Origin of the sequence: Eubacterium sp. AF16-48, assembly GCF_003479405.1 — a bacterium.
In the GTDB taxonomy this organism is placed as follows: Bacteria; Bacillota; Clostridia; order Lachnospirales; family Lachnospiraceae; genus Eubacterium_G; species Eubacterium_G segne.
This window is the reverse complement of sequence record NZ_QUHB01000015.1, coordinates 13,822-36,199: the sequence shown is the minus strand read 5'-3', so window position 1 is coordinate 36,199 and position 22,378 is coordinate 13,822. Positions and strand designations below refer to the sequence as shown.

23 protein-coding genes and 1 riboswitch are annotated in these 22,378 nt (G+C 35.6%); of the genes, 1 reads left to right on the top strand and 22 read right to left on the bottom strand.

Annotated elements, in window-relative coordinates; translation table 11 throughout:
• Positions 1–193 precede the first annotated feature (193 nt).
• The 18 genes from DWW68_RS12320 to DWW68_RS12245 form a co-directional block, all read right to left on the bottom strand.
• Complete coding sequence (locus DWW68_RS12320) at positions 194–790, bottom strand: hypothetical protein (RefSeq protein ID WP_118590134.1); 597 nt, start codon at positions 788–790, stop codon at positions 194–196.
• Positions 791–912: 122 nt separating this feature from the next.
• Positions 913–1,035, bottom strand: coding sequence for a hypothetical protein (locus DWW68_RS13855; RefSeq protein ID WP_279220128.1), 123 nt, complete (start codon positions 1,033–1,035; stop codon positions 913–915).
• Positions 1,036–1,061: 26 nt separating this feature from the next.
• Positions 1,062–1,331 (bottom strand): uroporphyrin-III methyltransferase, encoded by a 270-nt coding sequence (locus tag DWW68_RS12315; protein ID WP_118590132.1) that lies wholly within the window; start codon positions 1,329–1,331, stop codon positions 1,062–1,064.
• 48 nt (positions 1,332–1,379) lie between these two features.
• Positions 1,380–1,505 (bottom strand): hypothetical protein, encoded by a 126-nt coding sequence (locus tag DWW68_RS13850; RefSeq protein ID WP_279220127.1) that lies wholly within the window; start codon positions 1,503–1,505, stop codon positions 1,380–1,382.
• Between the two features lie 150 nt (positions 1,506–1,655).
• The gene (locus DWW68_RS12310) at positions 1,656–1,874 is read right to left on the bottom strand and encodes a hypothetical protein (protein ID WP_118590130.1); all 219 of its coding nucleotides are present in this window, start codon (positions 1,872–1,874) and stop codon (positions 1,656–1,658) included.
• 698 nt (positions 1,875–2,572) lie between these two features.
• A complete protein-coding gene (locus DWW68_RS12305) occupies positions 2,573–3,235 on the bottom strand; it encodes an HAD family phosphatase (protein ID WP_118590128.1) in 663 nt (220 codons plus the stop codon).
• Positions 3,236–3,237: 2 nt separating this feature from the next.
• Positions 3,238–4,074 carry an RNA methyltransferase gene (locus DWW68_RS12300; RefSeq protein ID WP_118590126.1) on the bottom strand — a complete coding sequence of 279 codons (837 nt, stop codon included), beginning with the start codon at positions 4,072–4,074 and terminating at the stop codon, positions 3,238–3,240.
• Positions 4,067–5,239, bottom strand: coding sequence for a putative hydroxymethylpyrimidine transporter CytX (gene cytX / locus DWW68_RS12295; RefSeq protein WP_118590124.1), 1,173 nt, complete (start codon positions 5,237–5,239; stop codon positions 4,067–4,069). The genes DWW68_RS12300 and cytX overlap by 8 nt, the downstream gene beginning before the upstream one ends.
• A gap of 25 nt (positions 5,240–5,264) precedes the next feature.
• Positions 5,265–6,056: a bifunctional hydroxymethylpyrimidine kinase/phosphomethylpyrimidine kinase gene (thiD, locus tag DWW68_RS12290; RefSeq protein ID WP_021952078.1), complete on the bottom strand. Its 792-nt coding sequence runs from the start codon at positions 6,054–6,056 to the stop codon at positions 5,265–5,267.
• A 98-nt stretch (positions 6,057–6,154) separates the two neighbouring features.
• Positions 6,155–6,802 (bottom strand): thiamine phosphate synthase, encoded by a 648-nt coding sequence (thiE, locus tag DWW68_RS12285; protein ID WP_118590122.1) that lies wholly within the window; start codon positions 6,800–6,802, stop codon positions 6,155–6,157.
• Positions 6,789–7,610, bottom strand: a complete 822-nt coding sequence (thiM, locus tag DWW68_RS12280; RefSeq protein ID WP_118590120.1) for a hydroxyethylthiazole kinase — start codon at positions 7,608–7,610, stop codon at positions 6,789–6,791. Before thiM ends, thiE begins: the two co-directional genes overlap by 14 nt.
• Before the next feature lie 57 nt (positions 7,611–7,667).
• Positions 7,668–7,774, bottom strand: a riboswitch (TPP riboswitch).
• A gap of 47 nt (positions 7,775–7,821) precedes the next feature.
• Positions 7,822–9,132 carry an MATE family efflux transporter gene (locus DWW68_RS12275; protein ID WP_118590118.1) on the bottom strand — a complete coding sequence of 437 codons (1,311 nt, stop codon included), beginning with the start codon at positions 9,130–9,132 and terminating at the stop codon, positions 7,822–7,824.
• Positions 9,117–9,434, bottom strand: a complete 318-nt coding sequence (locus DWW68_RS12270; RefSeq protein ID WP_118590116.1) for a helix-turn-helix transcriptional regulator — start codon at positions 9,432–9,434, stop codon at positions 9,117–9,119. Before DWW68_RS12270 ends, DWW68_RS12275 begins: the two co-directional genes overlap by 16 nt.
• Before the next feature lie 817 nt (positions 9,435–10,251).
• On the bottom strand, positions 10,252–11,148 hold the full coding sequence (locus DWW68_RS12265) for an ROK family protein (protein WP_118590114.1): 897 nt from the start codon (positions 11,146–11,148) through the stop codon (positions 10,252–10,254).
• Complete coding sequence (gene mngB, locus DWW68_RS12260) at positions 11,149–13,860, bottom strand: mannosylglycerate hydrolase (protein WP_021952072.1); 2,712 nt, start codon at positions 13,858–13,860, stop codon at positions 11,149–11,151.
• A 165-nt stretch (positions 13,861–14,025) separates the two neighbouring features.
• Positions 14,026–15,135: a PTS fructose transporter subunit IIC gene (locus DWW68_RS12255; RefSeq protein ID WP_118590112.1), complete on the bottom strand. Its 1,110-nt coding sequence runs from the start codon at positions 15,133–15,135 to the stop codon at positions 14,026–14,028.
• Between the two features lie 33 nt (positions 15,136–15,168).
• Positions 15,169–15,480: a fructose PTS transporter subunit IIB gene (locus DWW68_RS12250; RefSeq protein WP_021952070.1), complete on the bottom strand. Its 312-nt coding sequence runs from the start codon at positions 15,478–15,480 to the stop codon at positions 15,169–15,171.
• Position 15,481: 1 nt separating this feature from the next.
• Positions 15,482–15,934, bottom strand: a complete 453-nt coding sequence (locus DWW68_RS12245) for a PTS sugar transporter subunit IIA (protein ID WP_021952069.1) — start codon at positions 15,932–15,934, stop codon at positions 15,482–15,484.
• A gap of 295 nt (positions 15,935–16,229) precedes the next feature.
• On the opposite strand from DWW68_RS12245, the gene DWW68_RS12240 reads away from it, so the two are divergent.
• Positions 16,230–18,164 carry a BglG family transcription antiterminator gene (locus DWW68_RS12240; protein ID WP_118590110.1) on the top strand — a complete coding sequence of 645 codons (1,935 nt, stop codon included), beginning with the start codon at positions 16,230–16,232 and terminating at the stop codon, positions 18,162–18,164.
• 174 nt (positions 18,165–18,338) lie between these two features.
• On the opposite strand, the gene mgtE is transcribed toward DWW68_RS12240, so the two are convergent.
• The 4 genes from mgtE to DWW68_RS12220 all read right to left on the bottom strand — a co-directional run bounded on the left by mgtE (position 18,339) and on the right by DWW68_RS12220 (position 22,334).
• Positions 18,339–19,733: a magnesium transporter gene (mgtE, locus tag DWW68_RS12235; protein ID WP_118590107.1), complete on the bottom strand. Its 1,395-nt coding sequence runs from the start codon at positions 19,731–19,733 to the stop codon at positions 18,339–18,341.
• A gap of 333 nt (positions 19,734–20,066) precedes the next feature.
• Entirely contained in the window at positions 20,067–21,785 is a 1,719-nt protein-coding gene (ade, locus tag DWW68_RS12230) for an adenine deaminase (RefSeq protein WP_118590105.1), read from the bottom strand.
• 15 nt (positions 21,786–21,800) lie between these two features.
• The gene (locus DWW68_RS12225) at positions 21,801–21,983 is read right to left on the bottom strand and encodes a hypothetical protein (RefSeq protein ID WP_118590103.1); all 183 of its coding nucleotides are present in this window, start codon (positions 21,981–21,983) and stop codon (positions 21,801–21,803) included.
• Between the two features lie 72 nt (positions 21,984–22,055).
• On the bottom strand, positions 22,056–22,334 hold the full coding sequence (locus DWW68_RS12220) for a helix-turn-helix domain-containing protein (protein ID WP_021952063.1): 279 nt from the start codon (positions 22,332–22,334) through the stop codon (positions 22,056–22,058).
• Between the last annotated feature and the right edge of the window lie 44 nt (positions 22,335–22,378).

The window sequence follows — 22,378 nt, the reverse complement described above, 5'->3', positions numbered from 1 at the left end:
TTTTGTTATAATGTAATTACAAATTACAAGGTGAGTTCAAATAAGGATTTATCCGAAATCGCCGTAAGGTCCACATTGTGTGGTAGAAAAAAGACTTTTAAAGTCTTTTTTTTTATGCTATCCGCTCAAAAAATCTGGTTCCATTATATCATACATATTAATACTTTTAAAACTATTTTTTACTTTTTCCCCTCTATTCCCCATATTCCGCCATAACATCATCATAATAATCCTCTGCATCTTCTTCTCCGTCAAAATCATCGTAATTGTCCTCATAGAAATCCTCTGCGTTACTGTAATCTCTAACATTATATTTATCATAGACTTTATTAGATTTATTGTGTGTTTTGTTGGAATAATTGCTATATTTGTAGGTATTTTTTTCGTATCCTGATGTTTCCATTTCTGTTTTTTCTTCCGTTTCCCTGCTCAACACATTATTATTACTATTATAATTACTATTGTATCTGCTATTATAACTCCCATAACTCCTATCTTGACTTGAAGAAGATATATTAAAATTGGCTACTACACCTATGAACAATATTCCAGCTGCAACTGCTCCAATTGTAATTAGGACTTTGTCAGCCATGCTTGTGCTTTTATTCGAACTTGAATATGAATTTTCTTTTTCTGTGTCATTATTAAATTTTGTAGTTCTTTTACTGTAACTTCCATATTCATTTTTCTGTGCTTCTATTCTTTCCAGATTCCTTTTATAAATGTTATATTCAATATAATCATCCATAAAATCTTTTTTGCCATTATGATTCCAATCAAACAACGCCATCCTTCTACCTCCTAAAAAATTTTATATTTTTATTCTACTTATCTGTTGTATCACCTAAAACAGTAGCAATAATCCTACACACTACTCCACCATTAACTACAGACACCACCTTTCCTTTCGCCTTATCGGCTTTCCCCATCTTCTCCATACTCATCCATTGCTTCATCCATTGAGCCTATTACAAACAGAACACCTATTATCACAAAAAATATTGTCAGTCCCTGTCCAAATGAATTCTTTCTCATACAAATCAGCCTTCTTTACCCAAATCTCAGTCCAAATCATAATCATCCGGATCCAATCCTGCTTCTTCCAATGCCTCTGCCCTGTCATCTGAATCCATAAGTTCTAATTCACCAATATCAAGTCCTGCTGCCATAGCATCAATCTCTAAATCATCCTTAGTGTCATCTTCAAAGTCCCCAGCATCTCCAAATAATGCTTCATGCTCTTCCCTGCTGGTGCAAAGCATTTCTTCTGCAAACATCATTTCTGAGCTATCTATTTCGCCATCGCCGTTTAAATCCATCCAATCTCTCATCGCTATACCTCCTATAATAAAGAATTATCAAGGTTATTTGTTTCTGATTTAATGATTTACAGTTCCAAATAATCCCGGTCTGCTATATCCCTCTTTTTTCATATTCTTGTACCTCACTTTCTCCATTAATGAAATAACCAAATCAACATTATTATTGCTCCAATCGATAGCCATATAAGTCATGTTACTATATACGCCACGCCCCGGATTCAATCATGGAATGATGTGTTAGCATGATATCCACCTCTCTGTCATTTCTTGCGATTGGAAATTAGTTTTTTGTTTTCTTCTATATTTTTATTCTCTACTCCCCATATTTCGTCATTACTTCTTTTTATCCTTTTTTATAAAATATTCACCACGAATATATTTACGTTTAGCATAATCATTGCCATACCTGTTTATATCAAGAAATTGCTGATTTATATCAAATTCTGTATCTTCCGGCTGCTCCGGTTCGTGTAGCCAGAAATAAATCTCCTCGATATGTCCCATAACGTAACCCACTCCAATTGTTAATATTATTGTTATAATTTCTGTCATTTCTCCTACCTCCTAAAAATTTTATATTTTATATTTTTATCATACCTAAATCCTATCATCCAAGCTGTCCATTAAAAAGGACTTGCGAAGGAACTTTTGTTCGGTTTTTCCGTGGTTCCTTCAACCCTACAGGATTTTTTTCAAATTGTTTATATTTTATTGTAATTATTGCTAATCTATATGCCTAAAAAGTGCTTGTTCCTAGATATGTACAGGATATTTTTTAAATTCAAATTTTTTTATTGTAAAATTTGTGATTTCATTCCCTTCAACACCCCTTCGCAACAAATAATTACATTATTTTTTTCAAATCAAATTTGTTTTATTGTAAAATCCACGATTTCATCGCATATAACCTTTCCCACCTACCAACAATTACATTAATTTTTCAATCTAAATTTGTTTTATTGTAAACTTAATAATTTCATTCCTTCACCTACCTGCTCTCACGCCACTACCGGCAATCCCACTGGCATTTCCTTAACAATAATAAAAAGACGCCCATGCCATTTTCTGACACAGACGCCTCTCAAATTATCTCTTATCCTACATTTTTATTACATTTTTCCCATTTTTTCCCTATACTGCATTTACACTACATTTCCCCATTTTTTCCCTATACTGCATTTACACTACTTTTCCACGCATCTTCCCTATACTATTTCCCTTACTCTACTTTTCCCCATATCTTCCCTATACTACTTTTCTTCTATCTTTCTCATTACGTCCTTATATCCACTCCAGTCCGTAATGTAAATATCCGCCAGTTCCTTTACCTGCTCCTGGTTTCCGGCACTGCTTTCATCGTATATTCCCACAGTGTTTAACCCCATGCCCTTAGCTGTTCTCATAGAGTATGCGGCATCCTCAAACAACCACGTATCAGCAGTTGTTGTTCCCATCTTCTCCATTGCCTTTAAGAAAATATCCGGTGAAGCTTTTCCTTTTCCCACTTCAGTAGTGGTAAATATTTCATCAAAATACTTCATAAGGTCAAGTCGTTTAAGAGCTGCCTCAATCATAGGTCTGTCTGTAGATGTGGCAATAGTCATTTTAATGCCCATCTCCTTTGCATCCTCTATGAAATTTCTCACATATTTCTTTTCCATGGCTTCCTTATCATAGAATTCAAACACCCTGTTGTTTATTCCGTCACAGATTTCCTCTATGGAAAGGTCAAGACCGTAGTTCTTTTTAAGATATTCTGCCCCTTCCGCCATGGTCAGGTCAAACATTACTTCTCCAATATTTTCATCTGTTTTAATTCCTAAACTTTCAAGATACAACTTTCCTGCATCCATCCATATGGACATTGAATCAAGTATTGTTCCGTCTACATCAAAAATAAATCCTTTAGCCAAACTTATTCTCCTTTCCTGCTAATCTGCCAAAAAGCCACGGCACTTGCAGCTGCCACATTTAATGAGTCAACTCCGTTAGCCATAGGTATTTTTACTGTATAATCACTTGCCTCAATGGTTTCAGCCATTAAGCCTTCCCCTTCTGTTCCAAGTATAATGGCAAGCTTTTCCTGTGACAACAATTCTTTATTATCAATACTTACTGAATTGTCAGTAAGTGCCATTGCCGCAGTTTTAAATCCCATATTTTTAAGGATTTTCATGCCATCATATGGCCATTTTAACTCCCCTTCAAAAAAAGTCCAGGGAATTTGAAACACAGTTCCCATACTTACCCTTATGGCGCGTCTGTATAGTGGATTGCTGCACCCCGGTGTCATTAAAACAGCGTCCATTCCAAGAGCTGCTGCCGAGCGAAATATTGCCCCTATATTAGTTGGATTTATAACATTTTCCAATATGGCTATTCTCTTAGCCCCGGCACAAACCTCTTCTATGGTTTTAAGCTTTGTTCTGTGCATGGCACATAACATGCCTCTTGTAAGTTTAAATCCTGTTATTTTTGATAACACATCAAACTCCGCTGTATACACCGGAACACTGCCACATCTTTTTATAATGTGTTTTGCCTCTCCATCTATATGTCTGTGTTCCACCAGCATGGAAATAGGTTGGTATCCTGCATCTAAGGCTCTCTCCACTACCTTTGGACTTTCCGCTATAAAAATTCCACCGTCCCTGCCAAAGCCTCTAAGCAGCTCCGGCTCGTTACATCTGGCATATATATCTAGTTCCTTAGATTCAAAATCCGTTATTTCCACAATGTTATTATTATGCATTCTTAACTCCAAATTTGCTTACTATCACACATATAATCACTGTAATTACCATATCCGGCAATGTATTACCTACAATTATATCTACTGTCATCAAATATCTGTACAGTACAAATCCGATTATCCATATGACCACATTTGCTACTTCCACATTTTTTTCTGTGCTATCCTTCTTTATAATAAAGAAATCCGCTATCTGAATTGCAATCATTGGTGCAAAAACTGAACCGATTAAGTACAAAAAGTCTGTAATATCATCCATTGGATAAACAATTGCAGCTATTGTTCCCACTATTGTAACAGCGATTGCCATATATTTTCCTTTTATTTTATGGGAAATGGTTTCGCTGGAAATTCCTGCTGAATAAGCATCTAAATAAGTAGTTGTAACTGTAGAAAATACAATTATTAAAAGACCTGCAATTCCCAAACCTGCCTTTAACATAATCTGGTCAATTCCTGCATCCTGTGTATAAATTGCAGCTCCCATTCCGATTATGTACATCCAACAGCTTACCAAACCATATACAATGGCACTGGCTGCAGTTGCTTTAACAGGCTTTTCGGCTTCTCTTGTGTAATCACTAATAAGAGGCAGCCATGAAAGAGGCATTGCAACGGCTAATTCCACTGCTGCTCCAAAGGTAAGCCCGTCTCCTGCAACGCTAACCATCTGATGATTGTCAAAAAATACTACTTTACAAAGAATAATTGTAAGTATAAATAACGCTGACATTGCTACCACATTTATTTTTTCCACATTGCTTATTCCCACAATAATCCACAAAATAATAAGTACGCCTATTACAAGACACCATACCCATTTTCCTGTGTTAAATATGCCGTTAGCAGATATTGCTCCATCATAAATCATTATTGCCGTCCATCCTGCTAACTGAATTACATTTAATGCTGAAAAGATAATGCTTCCTTTTTGTCCAAAGCTTATCTTAACTGTTTCCATTGAACTTTTCTTTGTTTTAGCGCCAATTATTCCTGCTAAAAACAATAACACACACCCAATAATATGTCCAATAACTGTTGCCAGTATACCCTTTGTCATACCAAGGGATGCCAAATATGTTCCTGTTACGATTTCTGCAATTGATACCCCTGCCCCAAACCAGATTAAACTGTTACTAAATACTGATGTTCCTTTTTTCTCCATGTGATGTTCCTCTTTCCTTTATATTTTAGTATTCGCCTTTAATTGCAAATGCATGGTTCATAGGTCCACTGCCTTTTCCTAAATCAAGCATTGCAGCCAATGCTCCTGAAATGTAAGCTTTTGCTTTTTCTACTGACTCATCTAAATCTCTGCCTTTTGCCAGATTTGAGGCAATGGCACTAGAAAGAGTGCATCCTGTTCCGTGAGTATTTGGATTATTAATTCTTTTTCCGTAAAACCACTTGTATTCCCCGTTGCTATATAACAAATCGTTGGCGTCATTTATGCTATGACCTCCCTTGCATAATACGGAGCAGTTATATTTTTCACTAATATATGCTGCTGCCTTAATCATGTCTTCCTCATTGCTAATAGTCATTTCCGACAATACTTCCGCTTCCGGAATATTTGGCGTAATCACTGTGGCTAATGGTATAAGGTATTCCTTTAATGTTGCAATTGCATCATCGCTAATTAATTTAGCTCCACTAGTTGCCACCATTACCGGGTCTAAAACAATGTTTTTTCCATTGTATTTTTTCAAGTTACAGGCTATGGTTTTAATAAGTTCACCGGAAGATACCATACCTATCTTAATTGCATCCGGTGTAATATCCTCAAAAATAGCCTTTAACTGTGCCTCTAAAAATTCAGGACTTACCTCATAAATATCTGATACGCCGGTGGTATTTTGTGCAGTTAAAGCTGTAATGGCACTCATGGCATAAACACCATTAGCTGTCATTGTCTTTATATCTGCCTGTATTCCGGCGCCTCCACAAGAATCGCTTCCCGCAATTGTTAATGCTGTATTCATTTTCTTTCCTCCTTGCTTTTTCCTATGGTCAATAGTTTTAATCTATCGTTTTATATAGCGGTAAAAGGTGGTGCCCCCAATTTGCCGCTTTGTTTTCTTTATTTAATCATTTCTAAAGTTTTTTCTTTAAGTTCTGCTGTTGCTTCTTCAATATTTTTCTGGGCAAATATTGCACTAATTACAGCAATACCGCATATTCCGCTACCGGATAGCTCTTTCACGTTATCCTTTGTAATGCCTCCAATGGCAATAACCGGAATATCCACTGCCTGGCAAATTGCCTTCAATGTATCGTAAGATACATCCTCTGCATCATCCTTTGAGCCTGTAGGGAATACTGCTCCTACTCCTAAGTAATCAGCGCCTCTCTCCCGGGCTTTTATTGCCTGCTCCACTGTTTGAGCTGACACACCGATTATTTTGTCATTGCCGATTTTTTTTCTTACGTCTCCGGCTTCCATGTCACTTTGTCCTACATGTACGCCATCTGCATCCATTTTTAATGCAATGTCAACATTGTCATTTATAACAAAAGGAACATTGTACTTTTTACATAATTCCTTTATTTCAATGGCTTCCTGTAAAAAACTTTCCTCATCTAATTTTTTCTCTCTTAACTGAACAAAAGTTGCTCCGCCTTTTAATGCTTTTTCAACCTGTTCATAAAGTGTTTCGCCATTTAACCATGCTCTGTCGGTTACGGCATAAAGCAATAATTCTTCCGGTGTTGTATTACCTGATTTCATATTTTGCTCCTTTTTCTAATACTTCTCCATCCATGTTGTAAATAGCATCAATTATTCTGTTTCTGTAAGTTGAATTTCCGTCACCTTCTGCCATTCTTTCGTAGCCGATTTCTCCTGCTAACCCCATGGCACATACTGCTGCAGCTGCTGCCTCAAGTTTGTTATTCTTGTTAGCAACTACAAATGCTGTCATCATTCCTGATAACTGACAGCCTGTTCCTGTGATGGCACTCATTTCCGGTCTTCCGTTTCTTATAACATAGCACTTATCACTGTCACATACTAAATCAATTGCTCCTGTAACGGCAATAATGCTTCCCGTAGCCTTTGAAAAAGCCTTTAACTTAGCTATTGTTTCGTCTATGTTATCTTCTGTAACTTTATCTGCCACGTCAGCATCTACACCTTTTGTGCTTCCGCTTCCTAACATCAAAGTTTTAATTTCAGAAATATTTCCTCTAATAACATCAAACTTAACCTCATCAATTAACTTGTTTGCTGTTTCTGTTCTAAGCTTACTTGCGCCTGCTCCAACAGGGTCTAACAATGTAACATGACCTAATTCGTTTGCTTTCTTTCCTGCTGCAAACATTGAAGGTATTGTGTTTTTGTTAAGAGTTCCAATGTTAATGTTAAGTCCTCCACATATAGAGGTAATATCCTCTACATCATCAATGTCATCTGACATGATGGGACTTCCGCCACAGGCTAACAATACATTTGCCACATCGTTTACAGTTACGTAATTTGTAATGTTATGTACTAAAGGTACATTTTTTCTTACATTTTCAATACATTCCTTAAACATCTTTTCCTCCTGATATTTTTATAAAATAAAACGGACAAACCTAACCTGGCTTATCCGTAATGAATCCTTTTATATTCCCTACGTTGGCATTATCCAAATCAGGTTAAAGGGTCGAAGTTGATTACTTCCTCTCAGCCTGCCTACAAGCTCCCCTGCTATTAAATTTGTCCGGTACTATTGTATATCTATTTGGAAGATATTTCAATAAGTTTTATTTCTTTTTCATATATATAATTCCCGTTATATCCGCCAGCGCCCATCCAATAGGAATTGCCATCCATATTCCGATTTCCCCTATAAATGGAGACAGAATATATGCTAATGCAACTCTTGTACCTAGAGATATTACCGTAAGAACAACTGACATTTCCACCTTTTTAATTGCCCTATAATACCCATATAATAGAAACAGACAGCCTATGCCAAAATAAAATGCCCCTTCTATTCTTAAATATTTTATACCTGCTGCAATAACCATAACTTCTTTTTTGCTGATAAAAATATGCATAAGAGGCTTGGCAAAAATCCACACTAAAAGGGATATGACAATGCTAAAGGAAATACTCATTATAAATGCTGCCTTAGTACCTTTTCTTATTCTGTCTTTATTCCCTGCACCATAGTTTTGTGCAACAAATGTTGAGTAGGCATTGCCGAAATCCTGTACCGGCAGATATGCAAATGTATCTATTTTAACTGCTGCCGCAAATGCCGCCATAATAGTTGTTCCAAAGCTATTTACCAATCCCTGAACCATTAATATACCAAAATTCATAACTGATTGCTGAAGACATGTTAAACAGGACAAATTGGCAATTTCCTTAAGTATATTTTTGTTAAAATGAAGCTGACTTCTTTCAGGATAAAGATCTCTTCTTGTTTTCAACACATAAATTGTTATACCAACACCTGATACATACTGGGAAATAACCGTAGCAAATGCTGCCCCTCCTATTCCCATGGACAATACCATAACAAACAGCAAATCAAGACCTATATTAAGAACCGCTGAAACTGCAAGAAAAACTAAAGGTGCCGTAGAATTTCCCAGTGCCCTTAAAAGACATGAAAAGAAGTTATAAAGGGATGTGGCAAAAAGCCCTGAAAAAATAATTATTAAATATGTCCTCATTCCTTCATAAACATCCTCCGGAGTTCTTAAAAAGTGCATTATTCCGTCAATTCCTACATATACTGCCACATTTAAAATCACGGTTATTAACATAATAAGCACAAATGCATGAATTATTGACAATTTAAGCAACTTATCCTCGCCTTTACCCTGATAAATAGAAAAAAGTGCTCCGGAACCCATACTTAGTCCTAAAAATATTGATGTTAAAAAAGTCATCAGGGTATATGCAGAACCTACCGCCGCTAACGCTGCTTTTCCTAAAACCTGACCTACTATCAGGGTGTCTGCTATATTATAAAATTGCTGCAAAAGATTTCCTGCTATCATCGGCAACGCAAAAAGCAGAAGACTTTTATATATTTTTCCTTTAGTTAAATCGTAGTACATTTCTTCTTCTCTTTATTTTTGTATTCTCTGGGACTTACTCCCACTATTTTCTTAAAGGTTTCCGCAAAATAACTTGAGCCATTAAATCCACATTCATAGGCTATTTCCGTCATTTTCATATCTGTTTTCATAATTAAATCAATGCTTTTGTCTATCCTGTATTCTACCAGGTAATCATTAGGACTTCTATTTATTATTTCTTTAAAAATTTTGCAACACTGGCTTCTACTAACATTGCCTGCTTCAGCTATTTCTTCTAACTTAATAGGTTCTTTATAGTTAAACTGAATAAACGCAATCATTTTATGCAATGTATCTGCCCAGGGTGATACACCTATTTTTTCTGCCCCTTTACAACTCCAAATATAGCTGTTCCCAATAACGCAATACAAATAATTGCCAATATAATCTTCTTCATAATAGTAATCCTCTTTATAATTTCAATCTTAGTTTCTAATGTTTTTCTGTGTATTTTCAGTATCAATGAAATTTACATATTTTCTATTTGTTGCATTTTTATTTGCACAACAAGCTCTTTTATTATAAAGATAATCGATTTATTTGCAAGTTCTGTCTCGCAATTTGGAGTAATTGATTACGGTTAAGTTTCAATTCTTTCAGGACTTTTCTGTGAAATTATTAATTTCCTTGGTCTCACCCGGGGAAGGGGCGATTCCTACCAGGATTTAACCATGAATTCATCAATTTCCTGGTTCAATTTACTAATTTCAGCCATAAAATGGGCGATTCCTACCGGGATTTAACCATGAATTCATAAATTTCCTGGTTCATTTTACTAATTTCAGCCATAAAATGGGCGATTCCTACCAGGATTTAACCATAAATCCATCAATTTCCTGGTTCAATTTACTAATTTCAGCCATAAAATGGGCAATTCGTTCCAGGATTTAACCATGAATCCATCAATTTCCTGGTACAAGAAATTTTCCATGTCTTACAAATTAATAATCCCATTACTTACATATCAAAAAAGAGCCTTACGCCAACACGTCCCACCAATGTGTTTCATGCCAACATAACGCTCTTTTTGTTCTTTTGTCTTTCCGTCTATTTTTGTTTTGAAAAGCTTATTTCTATTTTACCTTGAAAAGTTTCCGTCTATTTTTGTTTTGAAAAGGCGAGATAGCCTGCGCCAATTAAACCTGAATCTTCATTTAATGTGGATTTTCTAACCTTTATATATGGCTTCATTACTCCGTAAACTTTTTCCTTAACCAAAGCTTCTATTTCTTCCACAAATCCATCAATCTTAAGGGCAACAGAGCCACCTAATATTACGATATCCGGGTCAGCGAAACCATATATTAAAGCAATGAAGTTAGCAAGATAATTTTTTGCGTCCTTCATTATTCCTGCTGCCACTTCATTTCCTGACAATGCCAAATCATTAACTTCTCCGGCATGTTTAACTAAAAGTCCTGCCTTTTTGGCTCTTTCAGTAATGGCTGTTCCACTGCTAATTGCCTCAATTCCTCCCGGAAGAATGTTTCCGTGGCTTGGGCCGTCCTGAATCATAATACTATTTGCCACTTCGTTGGCAAAACCATGGGCACCTAAATAAACCTCTTTGTTAATAACAAAGCCGGCGCCAAGTCCTGTAGATACAGTTAAATACTGCACAATATTACAATCCTTTCCCTCACCAACTACTGCTTCAGCCAATCCTGCCAAATTAGCATCGTTATCTAAGTAAACAGGCTTACCGATTTTCTCACTTAACACCTTTGAAATTTCAAGATTATGCCACTTACCATTAAGATTAGGCGGTGTCAAAACCTTTCCATTTATTAAATCAAGAGGTCCCGGACATGACATTCCAACACCTACAATATCCTTATCAAAGGATTTGATAATGTGACATATTTCATTAAGTGTATTTTCCGGTTCCTTATTATCAGTAGAGAACTGCTCTCTACTGATAATATTTAACTCTTCATCTATTAGGGCAACTCTTGTATTGGTTCCTCCAATATCGATTGCTACCGCATATCTCATTTATTTCACCCATATTGTCACAAACTTACAGTGTGACAATTCCTTTACTGAAATTGTGTTATTTTCAACCTTGATAGCCTCTGTCTTTTCTTCTCTTAAGTTAGTATAATATGCCTCTTTTACATCAAAATTGAACTTAATTTTATCATCCAAATTCCTATGGTCTTTTCCATTGTAAAGACGAATAATATATCCATCATCTTCTTCTGCCTTTTTAATAGCTGATACCACAAGATTTCCTTCAGTTTCAAACAGGCTGTGAACAATATCATTCTTTCCTTCAATTTCTCTTTGTGAGAAAATAAGTCTGCCATTTAAGAACTCAGCATATGTGTACACTTCCATATTTGTATCGTACTGTTTTGCCAATGTATCAATATCAGCGTCGTTAATATCTCCTGCATAAGTTGTAAATCCAAAGTTAAATTCCATTTGCTTTAACAACTGAGCTGCCGGTGTTTCAATAATTCTCTCTCCACTGGCACGTCCCGGACGATATATAAGATTCTCCTTACCCATAAATCCATAGGTTCTAAACAATGTTAATCTTATTTTGCTGTCATCTAATACTTCGTACTCACGCACTCCCTGTGGAATAACTGCAACGCCTGTTTTTCCATCAGTAAGAGATACATATGACTGTGTAGGTTCAATGCTAATAGGTGGCTCCTGCCATGTAGACTGGTCATTTGCCCAGTTGGCAAGTTCCTGTATTCCTGTCTTCTTTTCAGACCTATTATTCATTGATTCCATATACAGTTTCATTTCTTTTTCGTAGTAATTAGGACGTTTAATAAGTCCAAACTGCTGGTCTGCATAGTTAAATGCAGAAACTATCTGGCTGTCAAATACTACACATAATCTGTGGGAAAGACCTTTGTTATCAACCTTAACATTGAAATCAATAACCTTTGAGCCTTTTCTTAAGGCAACTGTCATATCAACAGGCATTGTTACGCTGACTTTTCCCTCTGCTCTCTCTTCAAGATTTTCAGGAACAACCATGTCAAAATGAATAACTGCCTGACTGTAAACATCACTTCCGCTAATTTTTACAGAAGACTCTGATTCATTTGAAAATACTTCCAAATCTTTTCTTGGTGGTGAGTAGTTAAAGCTGTCTCCGTCGTCACCATTTTCAACCAATATTCCCTGATTTTTGTATGTTACATTATTTTCCTTATCTACTATTGTAAGTGAGCCGTCCTTTTCCACTTCAATTGTGTAATATTCATTTTCAAGAACTGACTTCTCTTCCATTTCCTTATGGCTGTCTTTTTCTGTGTCAACACTGTACTGTACATATCCAAGAGCCGGCACATCATTAGCCTTAATTGCCATTGTAACTTCAAAAACATGGTCAGGAATGTAGAATTTTCTTGACGGGTCAATAGTAATAATCTGGGATAAAACATAATCCGTTAAATCTCTTGACTGAATAATTGTATAATCTACATTATTTCCCTTTTCATCAACAATTGCAAATTTTCCACCTGGAACATAAGTTTTAACAATAACTGTATCTTCACGTTTCTGTGGTAATGTATTGATTAATGTAAATGTCATATCTGCACTGTTTTTAACATTAGTTGCAATTAATCTTGAATGAAGTTCCACAAGATTTATGGCAATATCTCTTGCCTGCTTATACCTTACATAAACATCTTCGTTGGCTGTATCGGAAATACATGAACCAATTGAATCATGAGCTGAATTTTCAAATAACAGCTTCCAGATTTCTGCCACTGCCTCGTGAGGATATTCATTTCCTAAGTTATAAGAAATTGTAAGTAAAGGCTCCATTACATTTGTAACATAATTTTGAATCTGAGTGTTCATAACCTTAAGGTCTGAACGGGATGAGAAAATTGACTTGTGTATTCTCATATGCTTTGCAATAACTAACTCGCCCTGTACTTCCTCCAATTCCGGCTTTTCACTTTTAACATCCTTAATATAATCTTCAATACAGCTGATAACATACTCGTTCTCAGGATCTTTCTCGTTTCTTTCCTTTATAAGCTGTGGAAGATTGGTACGGATAGGTGCCTGATCAAATCCGTTAGGGAAATATATATGTCTTGTAGCACTACGTCCACCTGCTTTTTCAAGACACTCCTTCTCCCAAAATTCATCATTTTCCTTTGGATCTTCCGGAATCTTTCCACCAATATAATAACCGAAAGGAATCTGTGTTGTAAATACCACGCTGCCGTCATCACCTTTCCAGTTGAAATCAGTGTGTTCAACCATGTCATCACTAACACCACGCCAGAATAATGTATCTTCAATGCCAAATTCCCTGTAAATCTGCGGCATGTTTCCTGACTGTCCAAAAGAATCCGGCACATAACCTACATTCATGTATTTTCCAAAGCTTTCGCAACGCTTCATTCCGTAATACATATTTCTTACAATGCTTTCTCCTGAAATAACCAACTGGTCTGTCTGGGTATACCAAGGACCTATAACCAGTTTTCCCATTTTCACAAGCTTTGTAATGCGCTCTTTATCCTGTGGTCTCCACTTTATATAATCATCTAATAATGAGCCCTGGGCATCAACCATAAAATACTTAAATTCAGGGTCACTTTCTAATGTATCAAGAACATCTCCCAAATCCTTCATAAGATATACTTTTGATCTTGATGTGGTAAAATACCATTCTCTATCCCAATGTGAATGTGGTACTACATGTATCTTTCTTTTCATTTCAATTCCTTTCCTTATTTATTTTAAAGTAAATAATTTTAAAACAGGCAGGGGCAAAAACTTAGCCCCTGTCCATTAACTGAGTTATTAATTTGTTGTAATACTTATAAACTTATGAGTGACAAAATTTACTTTTGATACCACGTCATAATATATTATTTTTTACTATTTAACATCTTCAAAAGATATTTCAATTTCATCAATATCAATGTCTTCTGACTTTCCTTCGTCTCCTTCATTAAAGTCAACCACTAATGTTGCAAGTAAAGCGATGATTAATGCTCCTACTAAAATACCTATAAGGTAAGCCCATCCATGTGTTACTGATACGAATCCGTAAATTCCACCAACAGGAGGGATGTCACCTTTTCCACCTAAAAGAGCAATTACAGCTGTACCAATAGCTGCACCAAACATGTTAATTGGAATTAAGAACTGAGGTTTTACAAGTGTGAAAGGAATAGCTCCTTCTGTAATTCCTACAAATCCCATTGCCCAGTTTGATTTACCTGTCTCTCTAAATTCTGCTGAGAATCTCTTCTTTCTGATTACTGTTGCAATAGCGTATGCAAGTGGTGGCATACAAATTGCTGCGTTGATAAATACGTTTGGCTGATAAATTCCTTCTGCCATTAATGCGTTTCCTGCCATCCATGCTGACTTGTTGATTGGGCCACCCATATCGCAGGCAATCATTGCTCCAAGGATTAATGCCATTACTAACTGTGAGCTCTGGTTCTGGCACATTGAACTAATCCAGTTTACAAGCCATGTGTTTATTGCTGCTAATGGTGTTGCCAATATAACACCCATAATTATTGCAACTAATCCTGTTGCTATTAAAGGACAAACAACCAGTGGCATTACAGAATTCATTGACTGTGGTAACTTAATGTGCTTCTTAGCCCATTTTACTGAATAACCTGCAATAAAAGCTGCAATTACAGCACCTAAGAATCCTGCGTAAGTATTTGATGCAACTGCACCACCGATTAAACCTGCACCAATTGCCGGCTTATCTGCAATACTGTAAGCAATAAATCCTGCTAATACTGTATTAACCATTCCAATACCTGTCCAACCTACATTTTCAATTAACTTCATTATATGCCAGATTCCTGTTCCATCTGCATATGGATCTAATGAAGTGATACCAAAACATAATGCAATAAGCTTTGGTATTGCAACTACTAATGATGCTCCGATAATAAGTGGAAGCATGTAGCCGATACCTGTCATCAAATGACCTTTAGCGTCTTTAAAAAACTGTTTCATTTCTTAATCTCCTTTTTTATTTATTATTAATTTTTATTTGCTAACTGCTGCTACACATTTTTTAAGTACAGCTTCCGGTGCCTTGATACAAATGTTTATATCAACACGGATAACTTTCTTGCCGGCGAAACGTTCCATGCCAACGATTTTCTGGTCTGATGCAATGATTACCAAATCTGCTGCCTTTGCTTCTTCATCAGTAATTGTATTTACCTGACCCATGCTGCCCTGCTGTTCCATTTTTACGTCATATCCTAATGCCTGTCCTGCCTTCTCCAATGCCTTTGCTGCCATTGGTGTGTGTGCAAGTCCTGCCGGACATGCTGAAATTCCAACGATCTTCATCTTAATTATCCTCCTTCATGATTTTTAATATATATTCCTTTAACATTGACTTGTCTGTTGAAGACTTAACTGTGTCTTTAAATTCGTCTTCTAACAAACTTGTTGCCAATTTTGAAATCATTATTAAGTGTTCATTTCCTGCCTTCTCAGTAGGAACTATTAAGGCAAACACATATTTCACTTTTGTGTCGTCCATTGTTTCCCAATCTAATGGATTTTTGCATTTTACAAAAAATACTGCTGTTTCTTTTGCGTATTCTGACTTTGCATGAGGAATTGCAAATTCATTCTGAAGTCCTGTAGAATACTCAGCTTCTCTTTTTAAGAAATCACTCTTTAAGCCTTCCTTGTTGTCTGTAATTCCCATTTTCAATGCTTTTTCGCTTACAAAGTCAAGTAACTGTTCCTTGGATGCTACATCAACATCTAAAAAAATATATTCTTCTCTAATCATTCTTTTTTCCCTTCTCTATGTGCTTTTCTTTGTTACTATGGCTATATCATAATCCACCGGCATTTCCATTTCAATTCATACGATTTCCAATTGAAAACGGAAATCATTACAATTAAAAATCCGGTATTTCCGTTTCAAAGTGGAAATAATGTGCAATTGTTGTATCACATTTCCGTTTCAAAACGGAAATTTTTGACTTTGCTCTTTTTAGTTAAATATTCTATACTATGTTATATATAAATAAGGCGTGAATTAAATATCAGACATTATTACTTTTTAATAGGAGAGAGGATATATGTTTCAACACAAACGTTTAAACATGATGTTCAATCATATTAGGAAAAACGAATATACTCCTGTAAGCAGTCTCCAGTCATTGCTAAACATTACCGACCGAACTATCCGCAATGACATTTTGGAAATTAATGATACTTTGTCTGCTTGTGGAGCTTTGGTTAAACTTAAGAGAAATTACGGATATTATATAGAAATAACTGATGATGAAAAATATTCAGATTTTCTAAAAACCTTTGAACACAGTGATGATAAAAAAATGAATATTGATACTTCTGAGGAGCGTATTAAATATATACTTAATGAATTGTTGTCCTCTGAGGATTATGTATCTATGGATGAGCTTTCGGAAACTGTATTTATTTCAAAAAATACTTTAAATAAATATATAAAGACTATTAAAAATATTGTTAATAAGTATGATTTGGAATACATTACAAAACCAAGCTCCGGTGTAAAAATCATTGGTTCCGAGGACAGAATCAGAAAGTTATATGTGGAATATATACTGTCCGCTAACTTTAATGAATATGTCACTTCCTTTACCAAGGAAGAACGTTCTATTTTTAGTAACATTGATTTGGACTGGCTTAGAAAAATTACCATTGACCAGTTAAATAGTCATTTTGTAAAAACCAGTGATTATAATATGAAAAATATTATTATTCATCTTGCATTAATGACAACCCGTGTTCTTGGTAATCATTATATTAACCTGTATAATATAACACCGGATTCTTCTATTATGGGATTGATTAACGGATTATGCCGGGAAATTGAGGAAAAATACGATATTATTCTGTCTCAAAGTGAAAAGAATTATATGTATCTCCAGCTTATTGCCAATACTCATTTAGATATTACTTATATTGACGATGAGAAGCTTCGGGATTCCATTAATCAGATGCTTGAGGTTATTTATACTGATTTTAATTTTGACTTAAGAAATGACGAAATTTTGTGTGCGGATTTGTTTAGGCATCTTAAGTCTATTTTTACCAGTAAACTTTATGATCTAAACAGTAATAATCCTTTGCTTGAAACCATAAAGACCAATTATCCTTTAGAATATGAGATTACTCTTACTGCAATTGCCAAAACTTTTGTTTTTGAGCCTTATGTTTTAAAGGAAGATGATGTAGGCTATGTTTCAGTTTATATTGGAGCTGCCATTGAGAGATGTTATTATAAATCCCAGAAAAAGAAAAATGTTATTCTTGTTTGTGGCAGCGGTCATGCAACTACACGAATGCTTGAAACAAGACTTAACATAGTTTTTCCGGACAAAATTAATATTGTAAAGTGTTTGTCCTATAATGAATATTCAAGCTACACTAAGGAAGATGTGGAAGATATTGATTTTGTTATTACAACTATTACTTTAGATAATAACCTTCTTCCGTCAGTTATGGTTGATTTCGCTTTAAACAATAAAGATGTGGAATCTATCAACAGACATTTGTCTAAGATGCTTCATAAACGTCTTCAGATGTTTGAGCACTTTTTTGATAAGGATTTGTTTATGCGGCTTAAAGGCAATACCACCAAGGAAGACGTTATAAGAACCATGTATCAGAAAACTTACGACAAAGGTATTGTAGACGAGCGTTTTATTGATTCCGTACTAAAACGTGAGGAAATTGGCAAAACAAATATGAATGACGTTTTTGCCCTTCCACACCCTATGGAATTATGTGCTACAGATACCAAGGTTGTGGTGGCTCTGTTAGACAATCCTATTAACTGGAACGAAAGCAACATGATTCAAATTGTGTTTATGCTGGTAATAAAACAGGGTGAGCAAACAGATTTTGAGCATTTATATGATATTTTTATTGAAATAATCAGTGATAGCAAGCTACAGCAAAAAATTATAAATTCTCAAACCTATGAGGAATTTATGGATGTGCTCTACGATGGCATAAGTATAGATTAAAGTTAAAAATACCCGGATATAGCGACTAAATAACTATATCAGGGTATTTTCTATAATTCTTCTGTTTTATAAGTTGTATATCCCTCGTAATAATAACTACAATCAATGCCTTTCACATGAAGCAGAACTGATACTTTAATTATAACATATCTTTTGGCAAATACCTGTATTTTATTAAACAAGATTAAAAATATTTATAAGGAATATTAAAGCCAGTCCGTAGTATGTTACCACTGCCACTAAATCATTTACGGTGGTAATCAAAGGGCCTGATGCAACTGCCGGGTCAATTTTAATTTTGTGAAAAATCATTGGTATTGCAGTTCCCACAATACTTGATATAACCATGGCAACTAAAAGGGATACTCCCACACATGCTGATATTAAAAATGCGCTGCCCCATGCATAATGCTTAAAAACATGAATGTATATACCTAAAAATGCCAGTGACATTATTCCTAAAATGGAGCCGTTAAGCAATCCCACTCTTACTTCCTTAACCAATAGCGTAAGTTTTTGCTTTCCTGTCAGCTGTTCATCCATTAACACCCTGATAGTTACTGCAAGGGACTGGGTTCCAACGTTTCCTGCCATATCGAGCACCAGAGACTGGAAGCATATAACTATCGGTAAAACTGCCACTACTGATTCAAACATTCCCACCACTGATGATACCGCCATACCTAAAAATAACAATATAATCAGCCATGGAAGCCTTTTTTTACTGCTTTCAATAACCGGCTCTTTCAAATCTTCTTCCGCTGTAAGACCACCTAACTTAGCGTAATCTTCTCCCATTTCATCATCAACTAATTCTACAATGTCATCTGAAGTAATTACACCTACTATTTCTCCGGTAATCTTAAGCACCGGTATTGAATCCTCTGAATACTCCACAATCTTGTCCATACACTCATCTATCAGGTCATGCTCAAGAAGATACGGATATGACTGGCTGATTATTTCAATTAATTTATCGTCCTTTCTTGCAAGAATCATATCTTTTAAATCAATTGCCCCAAAATATTTTTCATTATCATCAACAACATAAATTGTGGAAATATTGTCGTTGTCTCCTGCCTGTTTTAAAAGCTCCTTAGTTGCCTCCCCAATAGTTAAATGATTGTGAATGCATATATAATTAGTTGTAATGCGGCTTCCGATTTCATCCTCGCTATAGGACATAATCTTTTGCACATCTTCCTTTAGATTTTCATCAAGATGCTTTAAGATTTTTTCCCTTTTATTTTCATCAAGACTTTCTATTAAATCAACTGCATCATCGGAATCCATTAATGATATTACTTTTACTGCTTTTTCTAATGTTAATTCATTAAAATATTTTTCTATATCATCAATATAAGTGAAAATCTCTGCAACATGCTTTGCCCCTAAAATCCTATATATATGTTTTCTTTCATTTTCAGTAAGGCATGTTAAAGCCTCTGCAATATCATTGTAATGGTAGTTGTCAATTCTTTTTGCCAGTTCTTTTTCAGGCAATGTGCTTCTCATTAAAGCTACAAGCTCTTTAACATAGTTCTTTTTTTCAAATTTTCTTGTTTTCATTTATGCCTCCTTACTTTTGTGCATATAACCACTCATCTATATGATTTTATTTTTGCACACAAAAAATACACCACTTAAAGTGGAACCTACAGTTACATGTTGTGATGTATGCTATAATTCCCTGTGGTGTATAAAAAGACATATGAATAAAAAGTAACTAACCCAATTTCACAGACAGCCACTTCTTATTGTTCATTAATTTAATACCACAGCTACTATATAGCCTAATACTATCGCAACTATCCATGAAACTCACCTCCGTTAACTTTTTTTACTATTAGAGTTTAACACTCTGAATTTTCTTTTTCAACCTAACGTAATTTTGTTTTTTCACTATTTTATAAACTTTTGTTCCACTACATCAAACAGTCCTATATCCGTTATTTTTACTTCTGGTATAACCGGTAATGACATAAAACACAATGTCATGGTTGGTTCTACATTAGGATTTACCTTAAGCCTATCATAAGCAATATTATGAATTTTTGTTAATTTATCCCTAACCCACTCACCGCTTTTATCGCTCATTAATCCTGCTATTGGAAGAGGCATGGATTCTAAAACCTCTCCGCCATCTACCACAACAATGCCGCCTTCTAATTCTATTAACTTAGATACTGCAAATGCCATATCTTCATTATTAGTTCCTACTACAATTATGTTGTGGGAATCATGTGCCACTGTTACTGCAACGGCTCCTGTCTTTATTCCATAACCTTCTATAAGTGCCGTTGCCACGTTGCCTGTCATCTGGTGTCGCTCAACTACTGCCACCTTTGCCACATCAATATTTTTATCAAACTTAAAATCTCCATCTTCCCCACGATTAATTTTCATTACCTTTTTCTTTGTAACAACGCTATCCGGCAAAATTCCTATTACCGTAGCCTTGTCAGATTCTAAATGCATTTTTAGTTTGTCAATGGAAAAATCTTTTACTTTAACACTTCCTGCCACCTTTTGGATTCCAATATGCTTTGTGTCTGCCAAATAGTTGCCCTTATCTGCCACCAGATTTCCTTCAATCCAAACCTTGTCAATTTTGAATTTTTCCAAATCATCCACTAAAACAATATCTGCTTTTTTGTTTGGTGCAATGGCTCCCCGGTCATCTGAGTGGAAACATTCCGCTGCATTAAGAGTTGCCATCTGCACAGCTGTAATAGGGTCAATTCCATTTTCAACGCATATACGAAGTTTTTCGTCCATATCTCCCTTTTCAAAAATTGTCACCGGCTGTAAATCGTCGGCACAAAGAATGCAACGTCTGGAATTTTGTTCATTTACCCCTTTAAGCAACATAGGAAGCTCTCTACAGGCAGAACCATAACGTAGCATAACGTACATTCCATTTCTAAGTCTCTCATTAAGTTCCTCCAAGGAACCGCTTTCGTGGTCTGTATGTATTCCTGCTGTAACATATGCAGACAAATCATCCCCTTTAAGCCCCGGAGAATGACCGTCTATCAGCTTTCCTGCCTGATGACAAAGACTGATTTTTTCAATGACTTCTGAATCTGTGTTTATTACTCCCACAGTGTTCATAAACTCTCCCATGCCAAATACTTTATCCTGATTAATAACTTCACTAATAGCCTTTGAATCCACAACTGCTCCTGCATGTTCCCATGGTGTACATGGCACGCAGGATGGAAGCATGTATTTAATATTAAGGGCTGCATTTTCCCCTGCCTTTACCATATAATCAAAGCCGTCCATACCACATACATTCACTATTTCGTGAGGGTCTGCAATAATGGTGGTAGTTCCGTGAGGTACTACCAAACGGCTGAACTCTTCCGGAGAAACAAAGGATGATTCAATGTGAATATGACTGTTAATAAATCCCGGTAGGGCATATCTGCCTTCTGCATCCACTTCTTTTTCTCCACTGTAATTTCCCACTGCTGCTATTTTTCCGTCTGAAATGGCAATGTCTCCTTCAATAATTTCGTGGGTAAACACATTAACTATTTTACAGTTTTTTATTACCAGATCTGCCGGCTGTCTTTTTGCGGCAATGTTGATTCTTTTTTTGATGTTATCATGCATATAATCTTCTCCTCTTTATATATAATTGTTTAACATTTCTTCCACTAAATCTCTTATTTCCCCTGCTACCTCTTCACAATATTGTTTTTTCAAACCGGCATTAACACCTACTTCTGTTAATTCCTTTACTCCCGGATTTCTGCCATTCCCTGCTACCGTTGTAGTATGCTCTCCATAGTAGGTATTGCTATAGGTCAAATCATATGCCGGGCTAAGCCGCCAAGTGCTAAGGTTCCAACAGGACGTTCATTATAAAATACATTTATTATTTCACTTGTTTTCATTAATTACCTCCTGAATGTTTTTGTATGGAACCTGTGAAAATATTTCCCTTAATTCATTAACCACATCCAATGCCGTTGCTATTCTTGTTAAACTTAGCAGTGAAATCTGCCCTGTGGTTTCAAAACGTTTTATGGAGCCATAGCTTACTCCACTGATTTCAGAAAGTTTTTTTTGGGAAATACGACGCCTTTTCCTTATATTCTTAAGTCTGTCTGCAATTTTCAAATTAATTTCTTCAGGGGTTTCCCATATATAATTTTGCATCAAGTTGTCCTTCTCCTTTATGGATAATATTTTATCCATTTCCC

Excerpts from the sequence above, each read along its gene's own strand:
- DWW68_RS12240 (WP_118590110.1), top strand. The coding sequence starts at position 16,230 with ATGTTTCAACACAAACGTTTAAACATGATGTTCAATCATATTAGGAAA.
- DWW68_RS12310 (WP_118590130.1), bottom strand. The coding sequence starts at position 1,874 with ATGACAGAAATTATAACAATAATATTAACAATTGGAGTGGGTTACGTT.
- DWW68_RS12275 (WP_118590118.1), bottom strand. The coding sequence starts at position 9,132 with ATGTACTACGATTTAACTAAAGGAAAAATATATAAAAGTCTTCTGCTT.
- DWW68_RS12245 (WP_021952069.1), bottom strand. The coding sequence starts at position 15,934 with ATGATTAGAGAAGAATATATTTTTTTAGATGTTGATGTAGCATCCAAG.
- thiE (WP_118590122.1), bottom strand. The coding sequence starts at position 6,802 with ATGAAATCAGGTAATACAACACCGGAAGAATTATTGCTTTATGCCGTA.
- DWW68_RS12270 (WP_118590116.1), bottom strand. The coding sequence starts at position 9,434 with ATGATTGCGTTTATTCAGTTTAACTATAAAGAACCTATTAAGTTAGAA.
- thiD (WP_021952078.1), bottom strand. The coding sequence starts at position 6,056 with ATGAATACAGCATTAACAATTGCGGGAAGCGATTCTTGTGGAGGCGCC.
- DWW68_RS13855 (WP_279220128.1), bottom strand. The coding sequence starts at position 1,035 with ATGAGAAAGAATTCATTTGGACAGGGACTGACAATATTTTTTGTGATA.
- cytX (WP_118590124.1), bottom strand. The coding sequence starts at position 5,239 with ATGGAGAAAAAAGGAACATCAGTATTTAGTAACAGTTTAATCTGGTTT.
- mgtE (WP_118590107.1), bottom strand. The coding sequence starts at position 19,733 with ATGAAAACAAGAAAATTTGAAAAAAAGAACTATGTTAAAGAGCTTGTA.
- DWW68_RS12255 (WP_118590112.1), bottom strand. The coding sequence starts at position 15,135 with ATGAAACAGTTTTTTAAAGACGCTAAAGGTCATTTGATGACAGGTATC.
- DWW68_RS12320 (WP_118590134.1), bottom strand. The coding sequence starts at position 790 with ATGGCGTTGTTTGATTGGAATCATAATGGCAAAAAAGATTTTATGGAT.
- mngB (WP_021952072.1), bottom strand. The coding sequence starts at position 13,860 with ATGAAAAGAAAGATACATGTAGTACCACATTCACATTGGGATAGAGAA.
- DWW68_RS12300 (WP_118590126.1), bottom strand. The coding sequence starts at position 4,074 with ATGCATAATAATAACATTGTGGAAATAACGGATTTTGAATCTAAGGAA.
- thiM (WP_118590120.1), bottom strand. The coding sequence starts at position 7,610 with ATGTTTAAGGAATGTATTGAAAATGTAAGAAAAAATGTACCTTTAGTA.
- DWW68_RS12265 (WP_118590114.1), bottom strand. The coding sequence starts at position 11,148 with ATGAGATATGCGGTAGCAATCGATATTGGAGGAACCAATACAAGAGTT.
- DWW68_RS12315 (WP_118590132.1), bottom strand. The coding sequence starts at position 1,331 with ATGAGAGATTGGATGGATTTAAACGGCGATGGCGAAATAGATAGCTCA.
- DWW68_RS12220 (WP_021952063.1), bottom strand. The coding sequence starts at position 22,334 with ATGCAAAATTATATATGGGAAACCCCTGAAGAAATTAATTTGAAAATT.
- ade (WP_118590105.1), bottom strand. The coding sequence starts at position 21,785 with ATGCATGATAACATCAAAAAAAGAATCAACATTGCCGCAAAAAGACAG.
- DWW68_RS12250 (WP_021952070.1), bottom strand. The coding sequence starts at position 15,480 with ATGAAGATCGTTGGAATTTCAGCATGTCCGGCAGGACTTGCACACACA.
- DWW68_RS13850 (WP_279220127.1), bottom strand. The coding sequence starts at position 1,505 with ATGGCTATCGATTGGAGCAATAATAATGTTGATTTGGTTATTTCATTA.